At 70.9% G+C, this 15,964-nt stretch carries 13 protein-coding genes; 3 read left to right on the forward strand and 10 right to left on the reverse strand.

Annotated features, from left to right (window positions below; translation table 11 throughout):
* Positions 1-276: 276 nt before the first annotated feature.
* Entirely contained in the window at positions 277-3,015 is a 2,739-nt protein-coding gene (gene ppc / locus ACTWQI_RS22215) for a phosphoenolpyruvate carboxylase (protein WP_443273031.1), read from the reverse strand.
* 188 nt (positions 3,016-3,203) lie between these two features.
* Here ppc and ACTWQI_RS22220 point away from each other — a divergent pair, with 188 nt between their 5' ends.
* Both ACTWQI_RS22220 and ACTWQI_RS22225 read left to right on the forward strand, forming a co-directional pair.
* Positions 3,204-4,193, forward strand: a complete 990-nt coding sequence (locus tag ACTWQI_RS22220; RefSeq protein ID WP_443273033.1) for an acyl-CoA desaturase — start codon at positions 3,204-3,206, stop codon at positions 4,191-4,193.
* Positions 4,190-4,876 (forward strand): TetR family transcriptional regulator, encoded by a 687-nt coding sequence (locus ACTWQI_RS22225; protein WP_443273035.1) that lies wholly within the window; start codon positions 4,190-4,192, stop codon positions 4,874-4,876. Before ACTWQI_RS22220 ends, ACTWQI_RS22225 begins: the two co-directional genes overlap by 4 nt.
* Before the next feature lie 17 nt (positions 4,877-4,893).
* On the opposite strand, the gene ACTWQI_RS22230 is transcribed toward ACTWQI_RS22225, so the two are convergent.
* Entirely contained in the window at positions 4,894-5,286 is a 393-nt protein-coding gene (locus ACTWQI_RS22230; RefSeq protein WP_443273037.1) for a VOC family protein, read from the reverse strand.
* Entirely contained in the window at positions 5,286-6,101 is an 816-nt protein-coding gene (locus tag ACTWQI_RS22235; protein ID WP_443273039.1) for a trans-aconitate 2-methyltransferase, read from the reverse strand. Before ACTWQI_RS22235 ends, ACTWQI_RS22230 begins: the two co-directional genes overlap by 1 nt.
* Positions 6,102-6,236: 135 nt before the next feature.
* Here ACTWQI_RS22235 and ACTWQI_RS22240 point away from each other — a divergent pair, with 135 nt between their 5' ends.
* Positions 6,237-6,734, forward strand: coding sequence for a MarR family winged helix-turn-helix transcriptional regulator (locus ACTWQI_RS22240; protein WP_443273041.1), 498 nt, complete (start codon positions 6,237-6,239; stop codon positions 6,732-6,734).
* Here ACTWQI_RS22240 and ACTWQI_RS22245 read toward each other — a convergent pair.
* From ACTWQI_RS22245 to ACTWQI_RS22275, 7 genes are all read right to left on the reverse strand, one after another.
* Positions 6,693-7,451 (reverse strand): helix-turn-helix transcriptional regulator, encoded by a 759-nt coding sequence (locus ACTWQI_RS22245; protein ID WP_443273043.1) that lies wholly within the window; start codon positions 7,449-7,451, stop codon positions 6,693-6,695. The genes ACTWQI_RS22240 and ACTWQI_RS22245 overlap by 42 nt on opposite strands.
* A gap of 295 nt (positions 7,452-7,746) precedes the next feature.
* Complete coding sequence (galK, locus tag ACTWQI_RS22250; protein WP_443273045.1) at positions 7,747-8,925, reverse strand: galactokinase; 1,179 nt, start codon at positions 8,923-8,925, stop codon at positions 7,747-7,749.
* Complete coding sequence (gene galE, locus ACTWQI_RS22255) at positions 8,922-9,899, reverse strand: UDP-glucose 4-epimerase GalE (RefSeq protein WP_443273047.1); 978 nt, start codon at positions 9,897-9,899, stop codon at positions 8,922-8,924. Before galE ends, galK begins: the two co-directional genes overlap by 4 nt.
* On the reverse strand, positions 9,896-10,957 hold the full coding sequence (galT, locus tag ACTWQI_RS22260; RefSeq protein WP_443273049.1) for a galactose-1-phosphate uridylyltransferase: 1,062 nt from the start codon (positions 10,955-10,957) through the stop codon (positions 9,896-9,898). The genes galE and galT overlap by 4 nt, the downstream gene beginning before the upstream one ends.
* Before the next feature lie 303 nt (positions 10,958-11,260).
* On the reverse strand, positions 11,261-11,932 hold the full coding sequence (locus tag ACTWQI_RS22265; RefSeq protein WP_443273051.1) for a response regulator transcription factor: 672 nt from the start codon (positions 11,930-11,932) through the stop codon (positions 11,261-11,263).
* Positions 11,933-12,159: 227 nt separating this feature from the next.
* Positions 12,160-13,905 (reverse strand): hypothetical protein, encoded by a 1,746-nt coding sequence (locus ACTWQI_RS22270; protein ID WP_443273053.1) that lies wholly within the window; start codon positions 13,903-13,905, stop codon positions 12,160-12,162.
* A gap of 213 nt (positions 13,906-14,118) precedes the next feature.
* Positions 14,119-15,921 carry an ABC-F family ATP-binding cassette domain-containing protein gene (locus ACTWQI_RS22275; protein WP_443273055.1) on the reverse strand — a complete coding sequence of 601 codons (1,803 nt, stop codon included), beginning with the start codon at positions 15,919-15,921 and terminating at the stop codon, positions 14,119-14,121.
* Positions 15,922-15,964 lie beyond the last annotated feature (43 nt).

The following is a 15,964-nucleotide window of genomic DNA, read 5'->3' on the forward strand; positions in this document are numbered from 1 at the left end:
GGGGCCGCGCTGCTGCTGGGCGTCGGCGCCGTGCTCGTGCTGCGCCGCAAGACCCGCGGCGAGAGCTGACGGCACCAGCCTGTACCCGGTGGCGTCGGCCCCCCTCGTCGGGGGTCCGGCGCCGCTGTGGTCCGCACGGTCATCCCCTGTTGCGCAGGCCCGCCGTCGGCAGAATCCGGCGCTGGGGCCCGGGGGCTCGCCCGGAGAAGTCCAAAGCCGCGGCCCGGCGCTGCAAGCGCCGGGCCGCGGTTGCGAGAACTCAAAGCCGACCGCAGGTCAACCCGTGTTGCGCAGGCCAGCCGCCACGCCGTTGACCGTGAGCAGTAGGGCGCGGGCGAGCAGCGGGTCCGGCTCTTCGCCGCGGGCCGCGGCCTTGCGCTGGCGGTCCAGGAGCGCGACCTGGAGGTAGGAGATCGGGTCGAGGTAGGCGTCGCGGACGCGGAAGGTCTGCTGGAGAACCGGGCTGTGGTCGAGGAGTTCGCGCTCGCCGGTGATGCGGAGGACTTCCTGGACGGTGAGTTCGTGCTCCGCTTCGATGGTGGCGAAGACGTGCCGCAGCTCCTCCGGGACGAGGGTCTCGACGTAGTGGCGGGCGATCCGCAGGTCGGTCTTGGTCAGTGTCATCTCGACGTTGGACAGGAAGTTGCGGAAGAAGTGCCACTGCTGGTGCATCTCGCCGATGACCGGCTCGAGTCCGGCTTCGCGGGCGGCCTTGAGCCCGGATCCGACGCCGAACCAGCCGGGGACGATCTGGCGGGACTGGGTCCAGCCGAACACCCAGGGGATGGCCCGCAGCCCGTCGAGTCCGGCACCGGAGTCGGGCCGCCGCGAGGGGCGGGAGCCCAGGTGCAGTTCGGCGAGCTGGTCGACGGGCGTGGCGGCGAAGAAGTACGCGGGCAGGTCCGGGTCCTCGACGAGCCGCCGGTACGCGGTGTGCGCTGCTGCCGAGATCGTGTCCATGGCCGCGTCCCAGCGCGCCAGGGCCTCGTCGGACTGGCGCGGTGCGGTGTGCAGCGCGGAGGCCTGGAGGGTGGCGGCGACGGTCAGTTCCAGGTTCTCCCGGGCCAGGGACGGCACGAGGTACTTGTCGGAGATGACCTCGCCCTGCTCGGTGACCTTGATCTCGCCCTCGAGGGTGCCCCACGGCTGGGCGAGGATCGCGTCGTGCGTGGGGCCGCCGCCCCGGCCGACGGTGCCGCCGCGGCCGTGGAAGAGCCGGAGCCGTACGCCGTAGCGGTGCGCGACGTCCCGCAGCCGCCGCTGGGCTCGGTGGATCTCCCACTGGGAGGTGGTGATGCCGCCGAACTTGGACGAGTCGGAGTAGCCGAGCATGACCTCCTGGACGTCGCCCCGCAGGGCGACGAGGCGCCGGTAGGAGGGGTCCGCCAGCATGTCGTCGAGGATCCGGTCCGCTTCCTTGAGCTCCTCGGTGGTCTCCAGCAGCGGCACGATGCCGATCTTCGCCCAGCCGGCGTGCAGGTCGATCAGCCCGGCCTCGCGGGCGAGGACGGCGGCGGCGAAGACGTCGTCGGCGCCCTGGCACATAGAGATGATGTAGGACTCGATGACCTCGGGACCGAAGCGCTGCAGGGCCTCGCCGATGGTCCGGAAGACGCCGAGGGTCTTCTGCCCGGCGGCGTCGAGGGGGGCCGGGGTCGGGGCGAGCGGGCGGCGGGAGCGGAGTTCCTTGGCGAGCAGCTTGCAGCGGTAGTCGCGGGGCATGTCGGCGTACCGCCAGGATTCCTCGCCGAGCCGGTCGAAGAGCTGCCCGAGGGCGTGGTGGTGGGCGTCGGCGTGCTCGCGGATGTCCATGGTGGCGAGCTGGAGGCCGAAGGCGCCGAGGGTGCGGATGGTGCGCTCGAGGCGGCCGTCGGCGAAGAGTCCGCCGCGGTGGCTGCGCAGCGACTCCTGGATGAGGCTGAGGTCGTGCAGCAGTTCGGCGGTGCCCAGGTAGTCGCGGCCCGGTTCGTGCGGGGTGCCCTTGGCCAGCCGGTCACGGGTGTTAACGAGCTTCTGGCGGATACACGTGGCCTTGAGCCGGTAGGGCTCTTCGGCGTTCAGGCGCTTGTACCGGGGGCTGATCTCGGGCAGGCGCTCCAGGTCGGTCTGCAGGGAGGTAAGGAGTTGTTCGGTGGCCCCGGTGTAGCGGATGGAGTGGGAGAGCAGGGCGCGGAGGCCGTCGACGGCCTCGAGTGCGTCGGTGATGCCGTGTTCGTGCTGGAGGATCATCACCTCCCAGGTGACGTCGGGCGTCACATTGGGGTTGCCGTCGCGGTCACCGCCGATCCAGGTGCCGAAGGTGAGGGGGCGGGTGCTGGCGGGGAGCTGGACGCCGACCCGCTCGAGCTCGGCGGCGAGGTCCTCGAGCACGTCGCCGACGGCGCCCTGGTGCAGCTCGTCGAGGTAGTAGATGGCGTTACGGGCCTCGTCGGCGGGTTCGGGGCGGGCGACGCGGAGTTCGTCGGTCTGCCAGATGAGGTCGATGTTCTCGGCGAGGCGCAGGTCGGCGCGGCGCAGGTCGCCGCCGTCGGCGGCGGAGTCCTCGAGGAGCGCGGCGATCCGGCGGAGCTTGCCCAGGACACTGCGGCGGGCGGCCTCGGTGGGGTGGGCGGTGAAGACGGGCCGGACGCCGAGGTGCTCGACGGTACGGCGCAGGTGCTCGGGGTCGGCGTCCTTGAGCCGGTCGGCGGTGCGGGCGAGGAGTCCGCCCTCGGCGGCGCGGCGGGCGCGCAACTCCCGGCCTCGGTGGACCTGCTCGGTGATGTTGGCGAGGTGGAAGTAGGTGGAGAAGGCGCGGACGAGCTGGGCGGCGGTGTCCAGGTCGGTGTCGCGCAGCAGGGCCGCGGCGGCGCCACCATCCGTCCGGGTGAGCGCGCGGACCCGTTCCACGAGGTCGAGGAGTTCGGGCCCTTCCTGGCGGACCAGGGTCTCGCCCAGCAGGTCGCCGAGGCGCCGGATGTCGGCCCGGAGGGCGGCGTTGTCCGAGGTCTCGGGGGTGATGTCGGCACTGCTCACGGGTGCGGCTCCTCGCAGTGGAATGCAAGATGGGCAGGGTGCGGACCGCGCTGTCCGACCCCATCAGGATAGGTCGCGGCCACCACGCCGTTATCCACCGCCTCTTGCCCGGACACCCAGCCCTGACATACTTACGAAGCCGTAGGTTACGGAACCGTAGCCAAGTCCAGCCCGATAGGGACGCCCCCATGACCACAAGCCCCGATGTGATCGAAGACGCCCCGAAGGCGGCCGACACCCCCCTCCCCTCCGCCACGCTCGGCGGAGACAGCAAGAGGTCGATCGAGCAGATCACCCTGCTGCTGTTCATCACCGTTCCGTTCGTCGCGCTGGTCGCCGCGGTTCCGTTGGCCTGGGGTTGGGGGGTGAGCTGGCTGGACCTTGGGCTGATGGTGTTCATGTACTTCCTGGGCTGCCATGGCATCACCGTGGGATACCACCGGTACTTCACACACGGCTCGTTCAAGGCGCGGCGTCCGCTGCGGATCGCGCTGGCAGTCGCCGGGTCGCTGGCGGTGGAGGGTCCGCTGGTGCGCTGGGTGGCGGACCACCGCAAGCACCACAAGTTCTCGGACGCCGAGGGAGACCCGCACTCGCCGTGGCGGTACGGGGAGACGATCCCGGCTCTGATCAAGGGCCTGTGGTGGGCGCACGTCGGCTGGATGTTCGACGAGGAGCAGACACCGCAGCACAAGTACGCGCCCGACCTGATCAAGGACTCGGCGATCCGCACGATCTCCCGGCAGTTCGTGCTCTGGACGGTCGTATCGCTGATCATCCCGCCCCTGGTGGGCGGCCTGGTGACCTGGTCCTGGCAGGGCGCGCTGACCGCCTTCTTCTGGGGCTCGCTCGTGCGGGTGGCGCTGTTGCACCACGTGACCTGGTCGATCAACTCGATCTGCCACGCGGTGGGCAAGCGGCCGTTCAAGTCGCGTGACAAGTCCGGGAACGTCTGGTGGCTGGCCGTGCTGTCGTGCGGCGAGTCCTGGCACAACCTGCACCACGCCGATCCGACCTGTGCGCGGCACGGCGTACTGCGCGGCCAGATCGACTCGAGCGCCCGGATCATCCGCTGGTTCGAGCGGCTCGGCTGGGCGTACGACGTGCGCTGGCCGGACCGGGCCCGGATCGATGCCCGCCGTATCTCGGGTGAGACCGAGGACGCGAAGGCGGCATGATTGACGGCGTGCCGATCGACAGCAGCAGTGAGAAGGACCGGTCCTCCGCCTCAGGAGGCCGGCGCGCCCGCCGGGTGCGGATGACGGGCAAGGAGCGCCGGGAGCAGCTGCTGGACATCGGCCGCACGCTCTTCGCCGAGAAGGGCTTCGAGGGCACGTCGGTGGAGGAGATCGCGGCGAAGGCCGGGGTCTCCAAGCCGGTGGTCTACGAGCACTTCGGCGGCAAGGAGGGGCTGTACGCGGTGGTGGTGGACCGCGAGATGCGCCAGCTGCTGGACATGGTGACAGGCGCGTTGACCGCCGGTCACCCGCGGGAGCTGCTGGAACAGGCCGCCTTCGCACTGCTCGACTACATCGAGTCGTACACGGACGGCTTCCGGATTCTGGTCCGGGACTCCCCGGTCGCGCAGTCGACGGGCACGTTCGCCTCGCTGATCAGCGACATCGCCACGCAGGTGGAGGACATTCTGGGCCTGGAGTTCAAGGCCCGGGGTTTTGATCCGAAGCTGGCTCCGCTGTACGCGCAGGCGCTGGTGGGGATGGTGGCGCTGACCGGCCAGTGGTGGCTGGATGTGCGCAAGCCGAAGAAGGCCGAGGTGGCGGCGCATCTGGTGAATCTGGCGTGGCACGGTCTTGACGGTCTGGAGCCCAAGCCCCGGCTGATAGGTCACCGCCGGAGCTAGCGCCCCAGACCGATCAGCTAGTCCGCGGAGGTGCCCGGCGTGCTGCCGGGCTGGACCGGTTCGAGGAACTCGAGGCGGTTCCCGACCGGGTCCTCGGAGAAGAAGCGGCGGTGGCCTGGCAGCTTGTCGTCCCAGACCACGGGTGCGCCCGCTGCCGCCAGGCGGGCGGCTACGGCGTCGATGCCGGTGACGCGGAGGCCGGGGTGGGCCTTGCGAGCCGGACGGAAGTCTCCCTCCACCCCGAGGTGGAGCTGCACGGTGCCGGAGGAGAACCAGCAGCCGCCGCGGTCGGCGAGCACCGGCGGCTTGGGTATCTCCGTCATGCCGAGGGCACCGGCGTAGAAGGGGCGCAGCAGGTCCTCGCTGCCGGGCGGCACCGCGAGCTGCACATGGTCGATGGCGGCGAGCATCACGAGAGCTTCCGGGCCACGGCGAAGATCCGCCGGAAGGGGAAGACCGTGCCGTGCGGGCCCTGTGGGTAGGCCTTGCGGAGCAGGTCCCGGTACTGGTTCAGGAATTCCTCACGGGCGGCTTCGTCGTCGGCGAGGGCGGTGAGGACCGGTCGGAGGGCCGTGCCCTTGACCCAGTCGAGGACCGGGTCCTCTCCCTGGAGCAGCTGGACGTACGTGGTTTCCCAGGCGTCGGCGTCACAGCCGAGCTCGACGAGCCGGGTCAAGTACTCCCACGGTTCGAGTACGTGGACGAACCTCCGCCCGTGGCTGCCCAGTCGGTCGCGCCACTGCGGCGTCTCGCACAGTTCCCCCAGCAGAGCGTGACTGGGGGACACGAAGTTGCCAGGGACCTGGAGGGCAAACGTTCCGCCAGGTGCCAGAGCGCCTGTCCAGACCGCGAAGAACTCGGCGTGGCCGGGGACCCATTGAAGGGCCGCATTGGAGACGATCAGGTCGTACGGCTCGTCGGGTGCCCAGGTGGCGGCGTCCGTATGGCAGAAGTCGAGGCTGCCGCCGCCCCCGGTGGGGCCGGCGTGCTCGGCTGCCCTGGAGAGCATCTCGGGCGAGTTGTCGTAGCCGGTGATACGGGCGTCCGGCCAGCGGTCGGCGAGCAGCGCGGTGACATTGCCGGGACCGCAGCCGAGGTCGGCGATGCGGGCCGGGCGGGAACCGTTCGGCAGGGTGGGAATCCGCGCGAGCAGATCGTGGAAGGGGCGGGTTCGGTGGCCTGAATGACGCAGGTACTGCTGTGGATCCCAGACAGGTGCTGGCATCTGGTCGTTCCCCCTTGACGTCGCAGCTCATCGGTGAGCGGAATGACTTCTCCCGCCGACGATGCCCATAGGTTCACGAGAATATCTCTTGACGTCAAGAGACTTCACGTCGACAGACCTACTACACTGATCGCCATGGAGGACGAGGTCGATCGGCTGGTCGCGGCATGGCGCCGGGAGCGCCCGGACCTCGACGTGGAACCCCTCGAGGTGCTCAGTCGCGTGAGCCGGCTGGCGCGGCATCTCGATCGGGCCCGTCGGCTCGCCTTCGCCGAGCATGGGCTGGAGCCCTGGGAGTTCGACGTGCTGACCTCCCTGCGCCGGGCCGGGTCGCCCTATCAGCTGTCACCCGGTCAGCTGCTCACGCAGACCCTCGTCACCTCGGGCACCATGACCAACCGGATCGACCGGCTCGCGAAGAAGGGCCTCGTCGAGCGGCTGCCCGACCCCAATGACCGGCGCGGCGTACTCGTGCGGCTCACGACGGAGGGCCGGAACCGGGCCGACCAGGCCCTGGCGGGGCTCCTGGACCAGGAGCGGGCGATCCTCTCCGGGCTGTCCCACCGGCAGCGCGGTGAGCTCGCCGATCTGCTACGCCAGCTGACCGCCCCGTTCGACAACATCCCCGGCTAGGTCGACCGGCCCCACGCCCGCCCGGCGCGCCAGAGCCACCGCGGCGAGCGTGGAGTGGACGCCGAGCTTGCCCAGCACGTTCTGCATATGCGTACGGACCGTGTGCGGGGAGAGGAACAGGCGCTCGGCGACGGCCTTGCGGCCGAGACCGGCGACCATGCAGCGCAGCACCTCGCGCTCGCGCGGGGTCAGCGACTCCACCAGACATTCGCTCTCGGTGCGGTGCTTGCGCGCCACGGTCAGCTCCCGCAGCACGCCGGTGAGCAGCGCGGGAGGGAGGTGGGTCTCGTCGCGCAACACCCCGCGGATGATGGCGAGGAGGCGGGAGAGCGAGCAGTCCTTGGCGATCCAGCCCGAGGCGCCGGCCTGGAGAGCGGCAGCGGCGCGGCGCGGGTCGTCGCGATCGGCGAGCACCACGGTCCGTACCCCCGACTGGCTCTCGTGGACCCCGGCCACCAGGGATATCCCATCGATCGAGCCGTTCGCCACCGGACCGGGGGCGGTCGGCGCACCGGCGTCGTACGCACCCAGGTCGGCGTCGACGAGCAGGACGTCGAAGCCGCGCCCCTGGGACGCCGCCCGCTCCATACAGCGCAGCGCCGCGGCTCCGCTCCCTGCGGCCGCCACGTCCACGTCCGGCTCGGCTGCCAAGGCGGCGGCCAGCGACTCGGCGAAGATGCGGTGATCGTCCACGACCAGAAGCCGGATGTGTGCCAAAGAGACCCCCTTCTCGGGGCAACGGGCAGAGTGGGTACGGCGCGCGAGGCGGACTGCTGCGCAGTCGCACGGCCGCCGCCGTGCACTGACTGCCATCCCACCCCGGGCGCCGTACCCGACTGTCTCGCCCCCTGAACGACACCGGCCCCCACCGGTGCTGGGCATCAGCGTAGGACCGGGTCACAGCGGCGGAGGGGGATTGGGGAAAGTGTTCGGACCAGGCCTCGAGCCGGGCCCAGATGGTGTGGATTGAAACACAACTCGACAAAGTGCATCACGTTGTCGCGTTCGCGCCTCAGGTCAGGCGGCGGGCGCCTGCGGACGCCACCGCCGTGAAGACCTGGGGCCTGCGGTGCCCGGCCGCCGCGAAGGCCTCCGTGACGGCCTTGGTCACCGACTCCGCGTCCCCCTCCTCCACCAGAACGATCGCCGAGCCGCCGAAACCTCCACCCGTCATCCGGGCGCCGAGCGCTCCGGCCGCGCATCCCGACTCGACCACCAGGTCCAGCTCCGCGCACGACACGTCGAAGTCATCGCGGAGCGAGGCGTGTCCCGCGGTGAGGACCGGACCGATGGCGCGGGTCTCGCCGGCCTCGAGCAGGGAGACGACCTCCTCCACGCGCGCGTTCTCCGTCACCACATGGCGGACGTAGCAGCGTACGGTCGGGTCGTCCAGGCGGGCGAGTGCTTCGTCCATGTGCTTCAACGCAACGTCCCGCAAGGCGTGCACGCCCAGAGCACGCGCCCCCTCCTCGCAGCCCGCGCGCCGGTTCGCGTACGCCCCCTCACCCAGCTCGTGCCGGACGCGGGTGTCCACGACCAGCAGCCGCAGTCCCTGAGCGGCGAGGTCGAAGGGGACCTGGCGCTGGGAGAGGTCCCGGGTGTCGAGGTGCAGCGCGTGGCCCTCGGTGCAGCAGGCCGCGGCGGTCTGGTCCATGATCCCGCAGGGCACGCCGACGAAGACGTTCTCCGCGCGCTGGCCGATCCGGGCCAGCTGCCAGGGCCGCAGGCCCAGGCCGAAGAGGTCGTTGCAGGCGAGCGCTGTGACGACCTCCAAGGCCGCCGAAGACGACAGCCCCGCGCCGGTCGGAACGGTGGACTGGATGTGCAGATCCACGCCCGTGACCGGGTGGCCCGCGTCGCGCAGCGCCCACACCACACCGGCCGGGTACGCGGCCCAGCCCCCGCCTCGCCCGTCGGGGTCCAGGTCCTCAGCACGCACCTCGACGACGCCGCCGTCCACATCCCCGGAGTGCAGCCGCACCACGCCGTCCTCGCGGCGGGACACGGCGGCGAGCGCAGTGTGCGGAAGGGCGAGCGGCATCACGAAGCCGTCGTTGTAATCGGTGTGTTCGCCGATCAGATTCACCCGGCCGGGGGCTGACCACACCCCGTCGGGCTCCGCGCCGTACAGCTCCCGGAACGCTGCCGCGACGCCCTCGACGCCTCCCACCCGCGCCGCCTGCTGGGTCACGCCTCGCTCTCCAACTTCTGGGCGAAGGTCCAGGCGTCGGCGACGATGCCCGCCAAGTCGGCGCGGCGCGGCCGCCAGCCCAGGGAGGTCCGGGCCCGCTCGGCGGAGGCGACCAGGACGGCCGGGTCGCCGCCGCGCCGCGGGGCGGCGACCTCGGGGATCGGATGGCCGGTGACCTGGCGGACGGTCTCGATGACTTCGCGGACGGAGAAGCCGTTCCCGTTCCCGAGGTTGCAGATGAGGTGCCGGCCGGCCTCCGCCGCACTGAGGGCGAGGAGATGGGCCTCGGCGAGGTCGGCGACGTGGATGTAGTCACGGACGCAGGTGCCGTCGGGGGTGGGGTAGTCGTCGCCGAAGACGGAGATCGCCTCGCGCTTGCCCTGAGCGACCTGGAGCACCAGCGGGATGAGGTGCGACTCGGGGTCGTGCCGCTCGCCGTACGCGCCGTACGCACCCGCCACGTTGAAGTAGCGCAGCGAGACGGCGGCCAGTCCGTGGGCGGCACACTCACCGCTGATCATGTGGTCGACGGCGAGCTTGGAGGCGCCGTAGGGGTTGGTGGGGGCGGTGGCGGCGTCCTCGGTGATGGGTGTGGTGGCCGGCTCACCGTAGGTGGCGGCGGTGGAGGAGAACACGAGGGTACGGACCCCGGCGTCGCGCATGGCGGTGAGCAGCTCGGTGGTGCCGCCCACGTTGTTGCGCCAGTACTTCTCCGGGTTGACCACGGACTCGCCGACCTGCGAGAAGGCCGCGAAATGCAGCACGCCGTCGTAGGACGCGTCGAGCCACGTCGCCGCGTCCTGGATGCGCCCCTCGATGAACTCGGCGCCCGCGGGCACGCCTTCGCGGTGACCGGTGGACAGGTCGTCGAGCACGGTCACCGTATGCCCGGCTTCGAGCAGATGGGCCGCGACCACGCTGCCCACGTAGCCCGCCCCGCCGGTGACCAAGTACTTCTTCTGCCCGTTGCTCACTTGCTCGCTACCTCTCGCAGTCGGTCGGCCGCGGTCTCCGGCGGCACATCGTTGATGAACACATTCATGCCGGATTCGGAACCCGCGAGAAACTTCAGCTTTCCGGAAGTGCGGCGAATGGTGAAGAGCTCGAGGTGGAGCGCGAACTCACCGCGCTCCACGCCCCGTCCCGCCCAGTCGCCCCAGGGCGCTTGGTGCCAGGCCGCAATGTACGGCGTCGGCGGCTCACCCACCCCGAAGATCCGGTCGAAGCGCCGCAGCAGTTCCAGGTACACCTGCGGGAACTCCGCGCGGGCGGCGTCGTCGAGCCCGGTCAGGTCCGGGACGCGGCGCCTGGGGTAGAGGTGCACCTCATACGGCCAATGGGCGGCGTGCGGCACGAAGGCCGTCCAGTGCTCGCCCTCGAGCACGATGCGCCGGCCGTCGCTCCGCTCGCTGTCGAGGACGTCGTCGAAGAGGTTCCGGCCGCCGGTGCGCTCGCGGTGGGCGGCGAGGGAGCGCAGCATCAGTTCGGTACGCGGTGTGGTGAAGGGGTACGCGTAGATCTGGCCGTGCGGGTGACCGAGGGTGACGCCGATCTCCTTACCGCGGTTCTCGAAGCAGAAGACCTGCTCGACGGCGGGCAGCTGGGACAGCTCGGCGGTGCGGTCGGTCCACACCTCCAGTACGAGACCCGCCTGGGCGTCGGTGAGATCGGCGAACGAGGCGTCGTGGTCGGGGGTGAAGCAGACGACCTCGCAGCGGCCGGAGTCGCCCGCGAGGGAAGGGAAGCGGTTCTCGAAGACGACCACGTCGTAGTCGGGTTCCGGGATCTCGGTGTGCCGTCCCTCCCGGGAGGGACAGAGCGGACACTCGTCGGCCGGTGGGTGATACGTGCGGGTCTGGCGGTGGGACGCGATGACGACATCGTCGCCGAGCAGCGGGTCGTGGCGGATTTCGGAGGCGGTGGTGATCGAATCGAGCGGCCGCGGGTCGACGGTGTCGCGTACCGCGTCGTCCCGGGCGTCGTAGTAGATCAGCTCACGGCCGTCCGCCAGCCGCGTCGGCGTCTTCTTCACACGTCTCTCCCCGCCAGGTCCGACGCAACACAAACCAACACAATGAATCACAACCGAACAGGCTCGTCAATACCGAAGTCGGCCACCACCAAACCGCCGCAAGTACCACGGCCTCGTCACGATCGACCACAGCACGTCATCAAGGCCGGCCGGAGGTCCGGCCACGGCCCGTACGTTTCTGTTTCATTCCGATCGACGATCTCCGACGGCGATGGCACATCCCGTCGGAGCGAGCCGCGAACCGCCCGAGGTGCCCTCGGGGGAGGGTTCGCGGATGCGCTCACCGACCGTGGCGTACGTTGCTCAACTACGCCCGCGCGCCCGGTCCAGCAGCCCGGTGCGCGCGGCGAGCGCCGCCGCCTCCAGCCGGGAGCCGACACCCAGCTTCATCAGCACCCGCTGCACATGCGTACGGGCCGTGCTCGGCGCTATGCCCATCCCGGCGGCGATCAGCCGGGTGTCCTCGCCCTCGGCGACCCGTACCAGCACCTCGGCCTCGCGCGGAGTGAGCATCTCGAGCAGCCGGGCGGCCTCGTCGTCCGGCTGGGCCGCCGGGTCGAGCAGCTCCACGAACGCCTCCTGCAGCAGCTGCGGCGCGATCGCCGCCTCCCCTGCCCTGGCCTTGATCATCGCCCGCTCGACACCCTCGATGCGCTCGTCGTGCCGCACGTACCCGGACGCGCCCGCCGCGAAGGCCGCGGCGATACCGCGCGGGCTGGGCACCGGCCCGAGCACGACGACGGCGATCTGCGGCCGCTGCTGCTTGATCCGTACTACCGGGTCGAAGGCTCCCGGCTGGGCCGGGGCCGCCGTCCCCAGCAGGCACACCTCCGGCGCCCGGCTGACCACCAGATCCGCTGCCCCCGCACTCGGCGCGGCCGCGGCGAGCACCCGATGCCCCCGCAACTTCAACGCCGAGGCGAGCGCCTCGGCGAGCAGTCGGTGGTCGTCGACCACCATCAGCCGCACGCCCATGAGCTCCCCCCTCCCCCAGCCCACAGCTGGGCGGTGCCCCCGACGACGCTCAGGGCATCGTGTCCCCGGAAGCTACACGCTCGATCGACTTCGTGCGCCCGTTATCGGGGAGAAGCATGGCGGAACGCCGAAATCCCCGTCATTCGGGGCCAGTCGAGCCTTCAGGCCCGCCATCCGATCGGGTGGCCGGGCCGGGCCTCCCGGGAGCACCCCGGACACTGCGCGGTCTACTCGGCGCCGAAGACCAGGGCGAGGTACTCCTCCTCGCCCGCGAGCGGTTGGCGGTCCGTCACGTAGTGCTGGCCCATGTACAGCCGGCCGCCTGCGTAGACGACGTCCATGTTGTATTCGGGACGGAAGTTGCTCTCCGTCTTGGCCGAGGCGTCGGGGTTCTTCAGGAGCACCGTCTTCTCGTACGTCTGGGAGTCGATGCGTACGACCTGGCCCGCCTTGTCGTACGTGGGGTTCATGTAGGCGATGACGTCGTCGCCGTCCATGCGCAGCGGCACCATCGTGCGCTGCTCACCCGCGTCGGCCTTGCCCTTGGCCTTGCCGCTGTCGAGGTCGAAGGCGACGATCTCGTTGGTCCGCCCGAACTCGGCCTGGGCCTGGTGCTCCTTGTTCGGCAGATAGAGCCGGTCCTTTCCGACGGCCAGCAGCTTGCAGTCCTCGACGTTGGTGGAACCGCACTCCGGTGTGTACTGGCGCTGCGTCGCGATCTTGCTCCGCAGCTTGCCCGTCCTGCCGCTGTCGTCGATCGCCATGAAGTCCGAGACGCCGCTGCCGGTGTCGTCCGTCGCGTCGAGGGCGATGACGAGCGGGTCGGTGGAGGCCACATGCACGTACGCGATGCCGCTCGGCACCCTGAAGACCGAAGTCGGGGCGCCCGAGGCCGGGTTCACCGTCCGGACCTCGAGTTCCGGTCTGGCGTACGACCCGCAGCGCCGCACGACGACCAGTTTCGTGCCGCCGGCGTAGCCGTCGTCCTTGCAGGAATCGGTCGACCTGGGCTTCCAGAGCAGCGTGCCGCCGTCGAGCTTCCAGGCGGCGCCGCCCCTGAGTCCGCCCGCCGCGACCGTGCCGCCGCCGATGGTCACCTCCTCGAAGCGGACCTTCTCGCCCCCGTCGGTGACGCTCTCCTGCCAGAGCTTCTTGCCCGCGTTGATGTCGATCACCGCGACCTCGGTGCAGCCCTGGTGCAGTTTTCCGGCGGTGGCCTTGGCGCCCTGGAAGAGCACCGCCGTCCTGCCGTCCTCGGTCGTATGGCGGGAGGCCCAGCAGATGGAGCCGGACAGCGGGATCTCCCACTTCTTCCGGGCGCCTGCCGGGTCGTAGCCGACGATCTTGTCGACATCGCCCTTGGCGAAGACCGTGTCCGTCACCCACAGGCCCTCGGCCGTCACCTGGTTGGTGACCACCGGCCTGGGGATCTTGGCGATCAGTTTCGCCTCGACGGTCCCGGAGCTCCCGCCTCTGCCGTCCGAGCCGCCCGAGGAGTTCCCGGCCTCGTTCTTCCGGTCCTCGCCACCGCCGCTCGCGGCGAACCAGGCACCACCGGCGACCACCAGCAGCACGGCCACCACCGCGCTGACGATGACCAGCACCCGTTGCTGCGACGGGCCGCCGCCGGGGCGGGGCGGCAGCCCGCTGCCCGGGAACTGTCCCTGCGGCGGGTACATGCCGTACTGCTGCTGGCCGTACGGCTGAGCCGCAGGCTGCTGCGGCGCCCCGGGGTAGCCGTACGACGGGGGTGGGACCGGCGCGCCGAACCCTCCCCCTGCGTGCGGAGGCGCCGCCGGGGCCGGTGGCGGCTGGGGCGGCTGCGCAGGCGCCTGCGGAGTCTGCGGCCCGCCGTACCCGGGCCCGCCCGGCGGCTGCTGCGGATAGCCGAACGGAGGGTCCTGTGGCGCGCCGAATCCTCCCCCAGGGGGGCCGGGGGGAGGCTGATTGGGCGGCTGGGGCGGCTGCGACATCAGCTGTCCTCTTCACGCGAGTTCATGTCCTGGGGGCACCGCCCTGTGGGCACCAGCGGTCCGGTCAACGGCAGTTGAGCGGACTTCTTTGTACCACTGGCCTCCGCACCGGGCAGGGCGGGAGCGGGGGCATCGGGGAGCTGAGACCCGTCTGTGACGCCACCGTTGCCATGCCCGGGACGACGCCGGCGCGTGCCCCGGGGCCGGGCGGCGTCAGGCGTTCTCCGCCAGCTCCAGCCAGCGCAGCTCCAGTTCGTCCCGCTCGGCGGCCAACTCACGCAGCTCCACGTCCAGCTCGGCGACCCGCTCGAAGTCCGTGGCGTGCTCCGCGATCCGGTCGTGCAGCGCCGACTCCTGCTCCCCTATGCGGTCCAAGCGCCGCTCGATGCGCTGGAGTTCCTTCTGCGCGGCGCGGCTGTCACCGGTCGGCTTCTTCTGCTTCCCGGAGGCGGGCGACGCCTGGGCGGGGACCGCGGTCTCGAGCACCCGGCGCCGCCGCTCCAGGTACTCGTCGAGGCCGCGCGGCAGCATCCGCAGCGTCGCGTCGCCCAGCAGGGCGAACACCCGGTCCGTCGTCCGCTCGACGAAGTAGCGGTCGTGGCTGATGACGACCAGCGAACCGGGCCAGCCGTCGAGGAGGTCCTCCAGCTGGGTCAGCGTCTCGATGTCGAGGTCGTTCGTGGGCTCGTCGAGGAACAGGACGTTGGGCTCGTCCATCAGGAGCCGGAGGATCTGCAGCCGTCGGCGCTCACCACCGGAGATGTCGCCGACCGGCGTCCACTGCTTCTCCTTCGTGAAGCCGAACTTCTCGCACAGCTGCGAGGCCGTCATCTCCCGGCCGTTGCCGAGGTCGACCCTCTGCCGCACACTCTCGACGGCCTCCAGGACCCTCAAATCCGGGTCGATTTCGGCCACTTCCTGTGAGAGATACGCCAGCTTGACGGTCCTGCCGACGACCACCCGGCCCGCCGCGGGCCGCACCTCGCCGCCCGTGCGGGCCGCGTCGGCCATCGCGCGCAGCAGCGAGGTCTTGCCCGCACCGTTGACGCCGACCACACCGATCCGGTCGCCCGGGCCGAGCTGCCAGGTCAGGTGCTTCAGCAGCACCTTGGACCCGGCCTGGACGGTGACGTTCTCCAAGTCGAAGACCGTCTTGCCGAGCCGGGAGCCCGCGAACCTCGTCAGCTCCGCGGTGTTCCGCGGCGGCGGCACATCCGCGATCAGCTCGTTGGCGGCCTCGATACGGAACCGGGGCTTGCTCGTACGGGCCGGGGCGCCGCGCCGCAGCCAGGCGAGCTCCTTGCGGACCAGGTTCTGCCGCTTGGCCTCCTCCGACGCGGCGATGCGCTCCCGCTCGGCGCGGGCGAAGACGTAGTCGGAGTAGCCACCGTCGTATTCGTGCACGGTGCCGCGCTGCACATCCCACATGCGCGTACAGACCTGGTCGAGGAACCAGCGGTCGTGCGTGACGACCACGAGCGCCGAGCGACGCGCCTGCAGATGCTGTGCCAGCCAGGCGATGCCCTCCACATCGAGGTGGTTGGTGGGCTCGTCCAGGACGATCAGGTCCTGCTCGGCGATCAGCAGCTTGGCGAGCGCGATCCGGCGCCGCTCGCCGCCGGAGAGCGGACCGATGACCGTGTCCAGTCCGGCGGGAAAGCCCGGCAGGTCCAGGCCTCCGAAGAGGCCGGTGAGGATGTCCCGGACCCGGGCGTCGCCCGCCCACTCGTGGTCGGCCAGGTCGCCGATGACCTCGTGCCGGACGGTGGCGGCGGGGTCGAGCGCATCGTGCTGGGTGAGCACGCCGAGCCGCAGGCCTCCGGAGTGGGTGACCCGGCCGGTGTCGACCGGCTCCAGTTTGGCCAGGATGCGGATGAGCGTCGTCTTGCCGTCGCCGTTGCGCCCGACGACGCCGATCCTGTCCCCTTCGCCGATACCGAGGGAGACACCGTCGAGCAGCGTGCGCAGTGCGTACGCCTTGCCGACGGCTTCCAGATTGACCAGATTGGACGCCATTCCACTCCTCGCTGGGGGCCCGCGCGGGCCCCATTCGCCACAC

Source organism: Streptomyces sp. KR80, assembly GCF_052245555.1.
Taxonomy (GTDB): domain Bacteria; phylum Actinomycetota; class Actinomycetes; order Streptomycetales; family Streptomycetaceae; genus Streptomyces.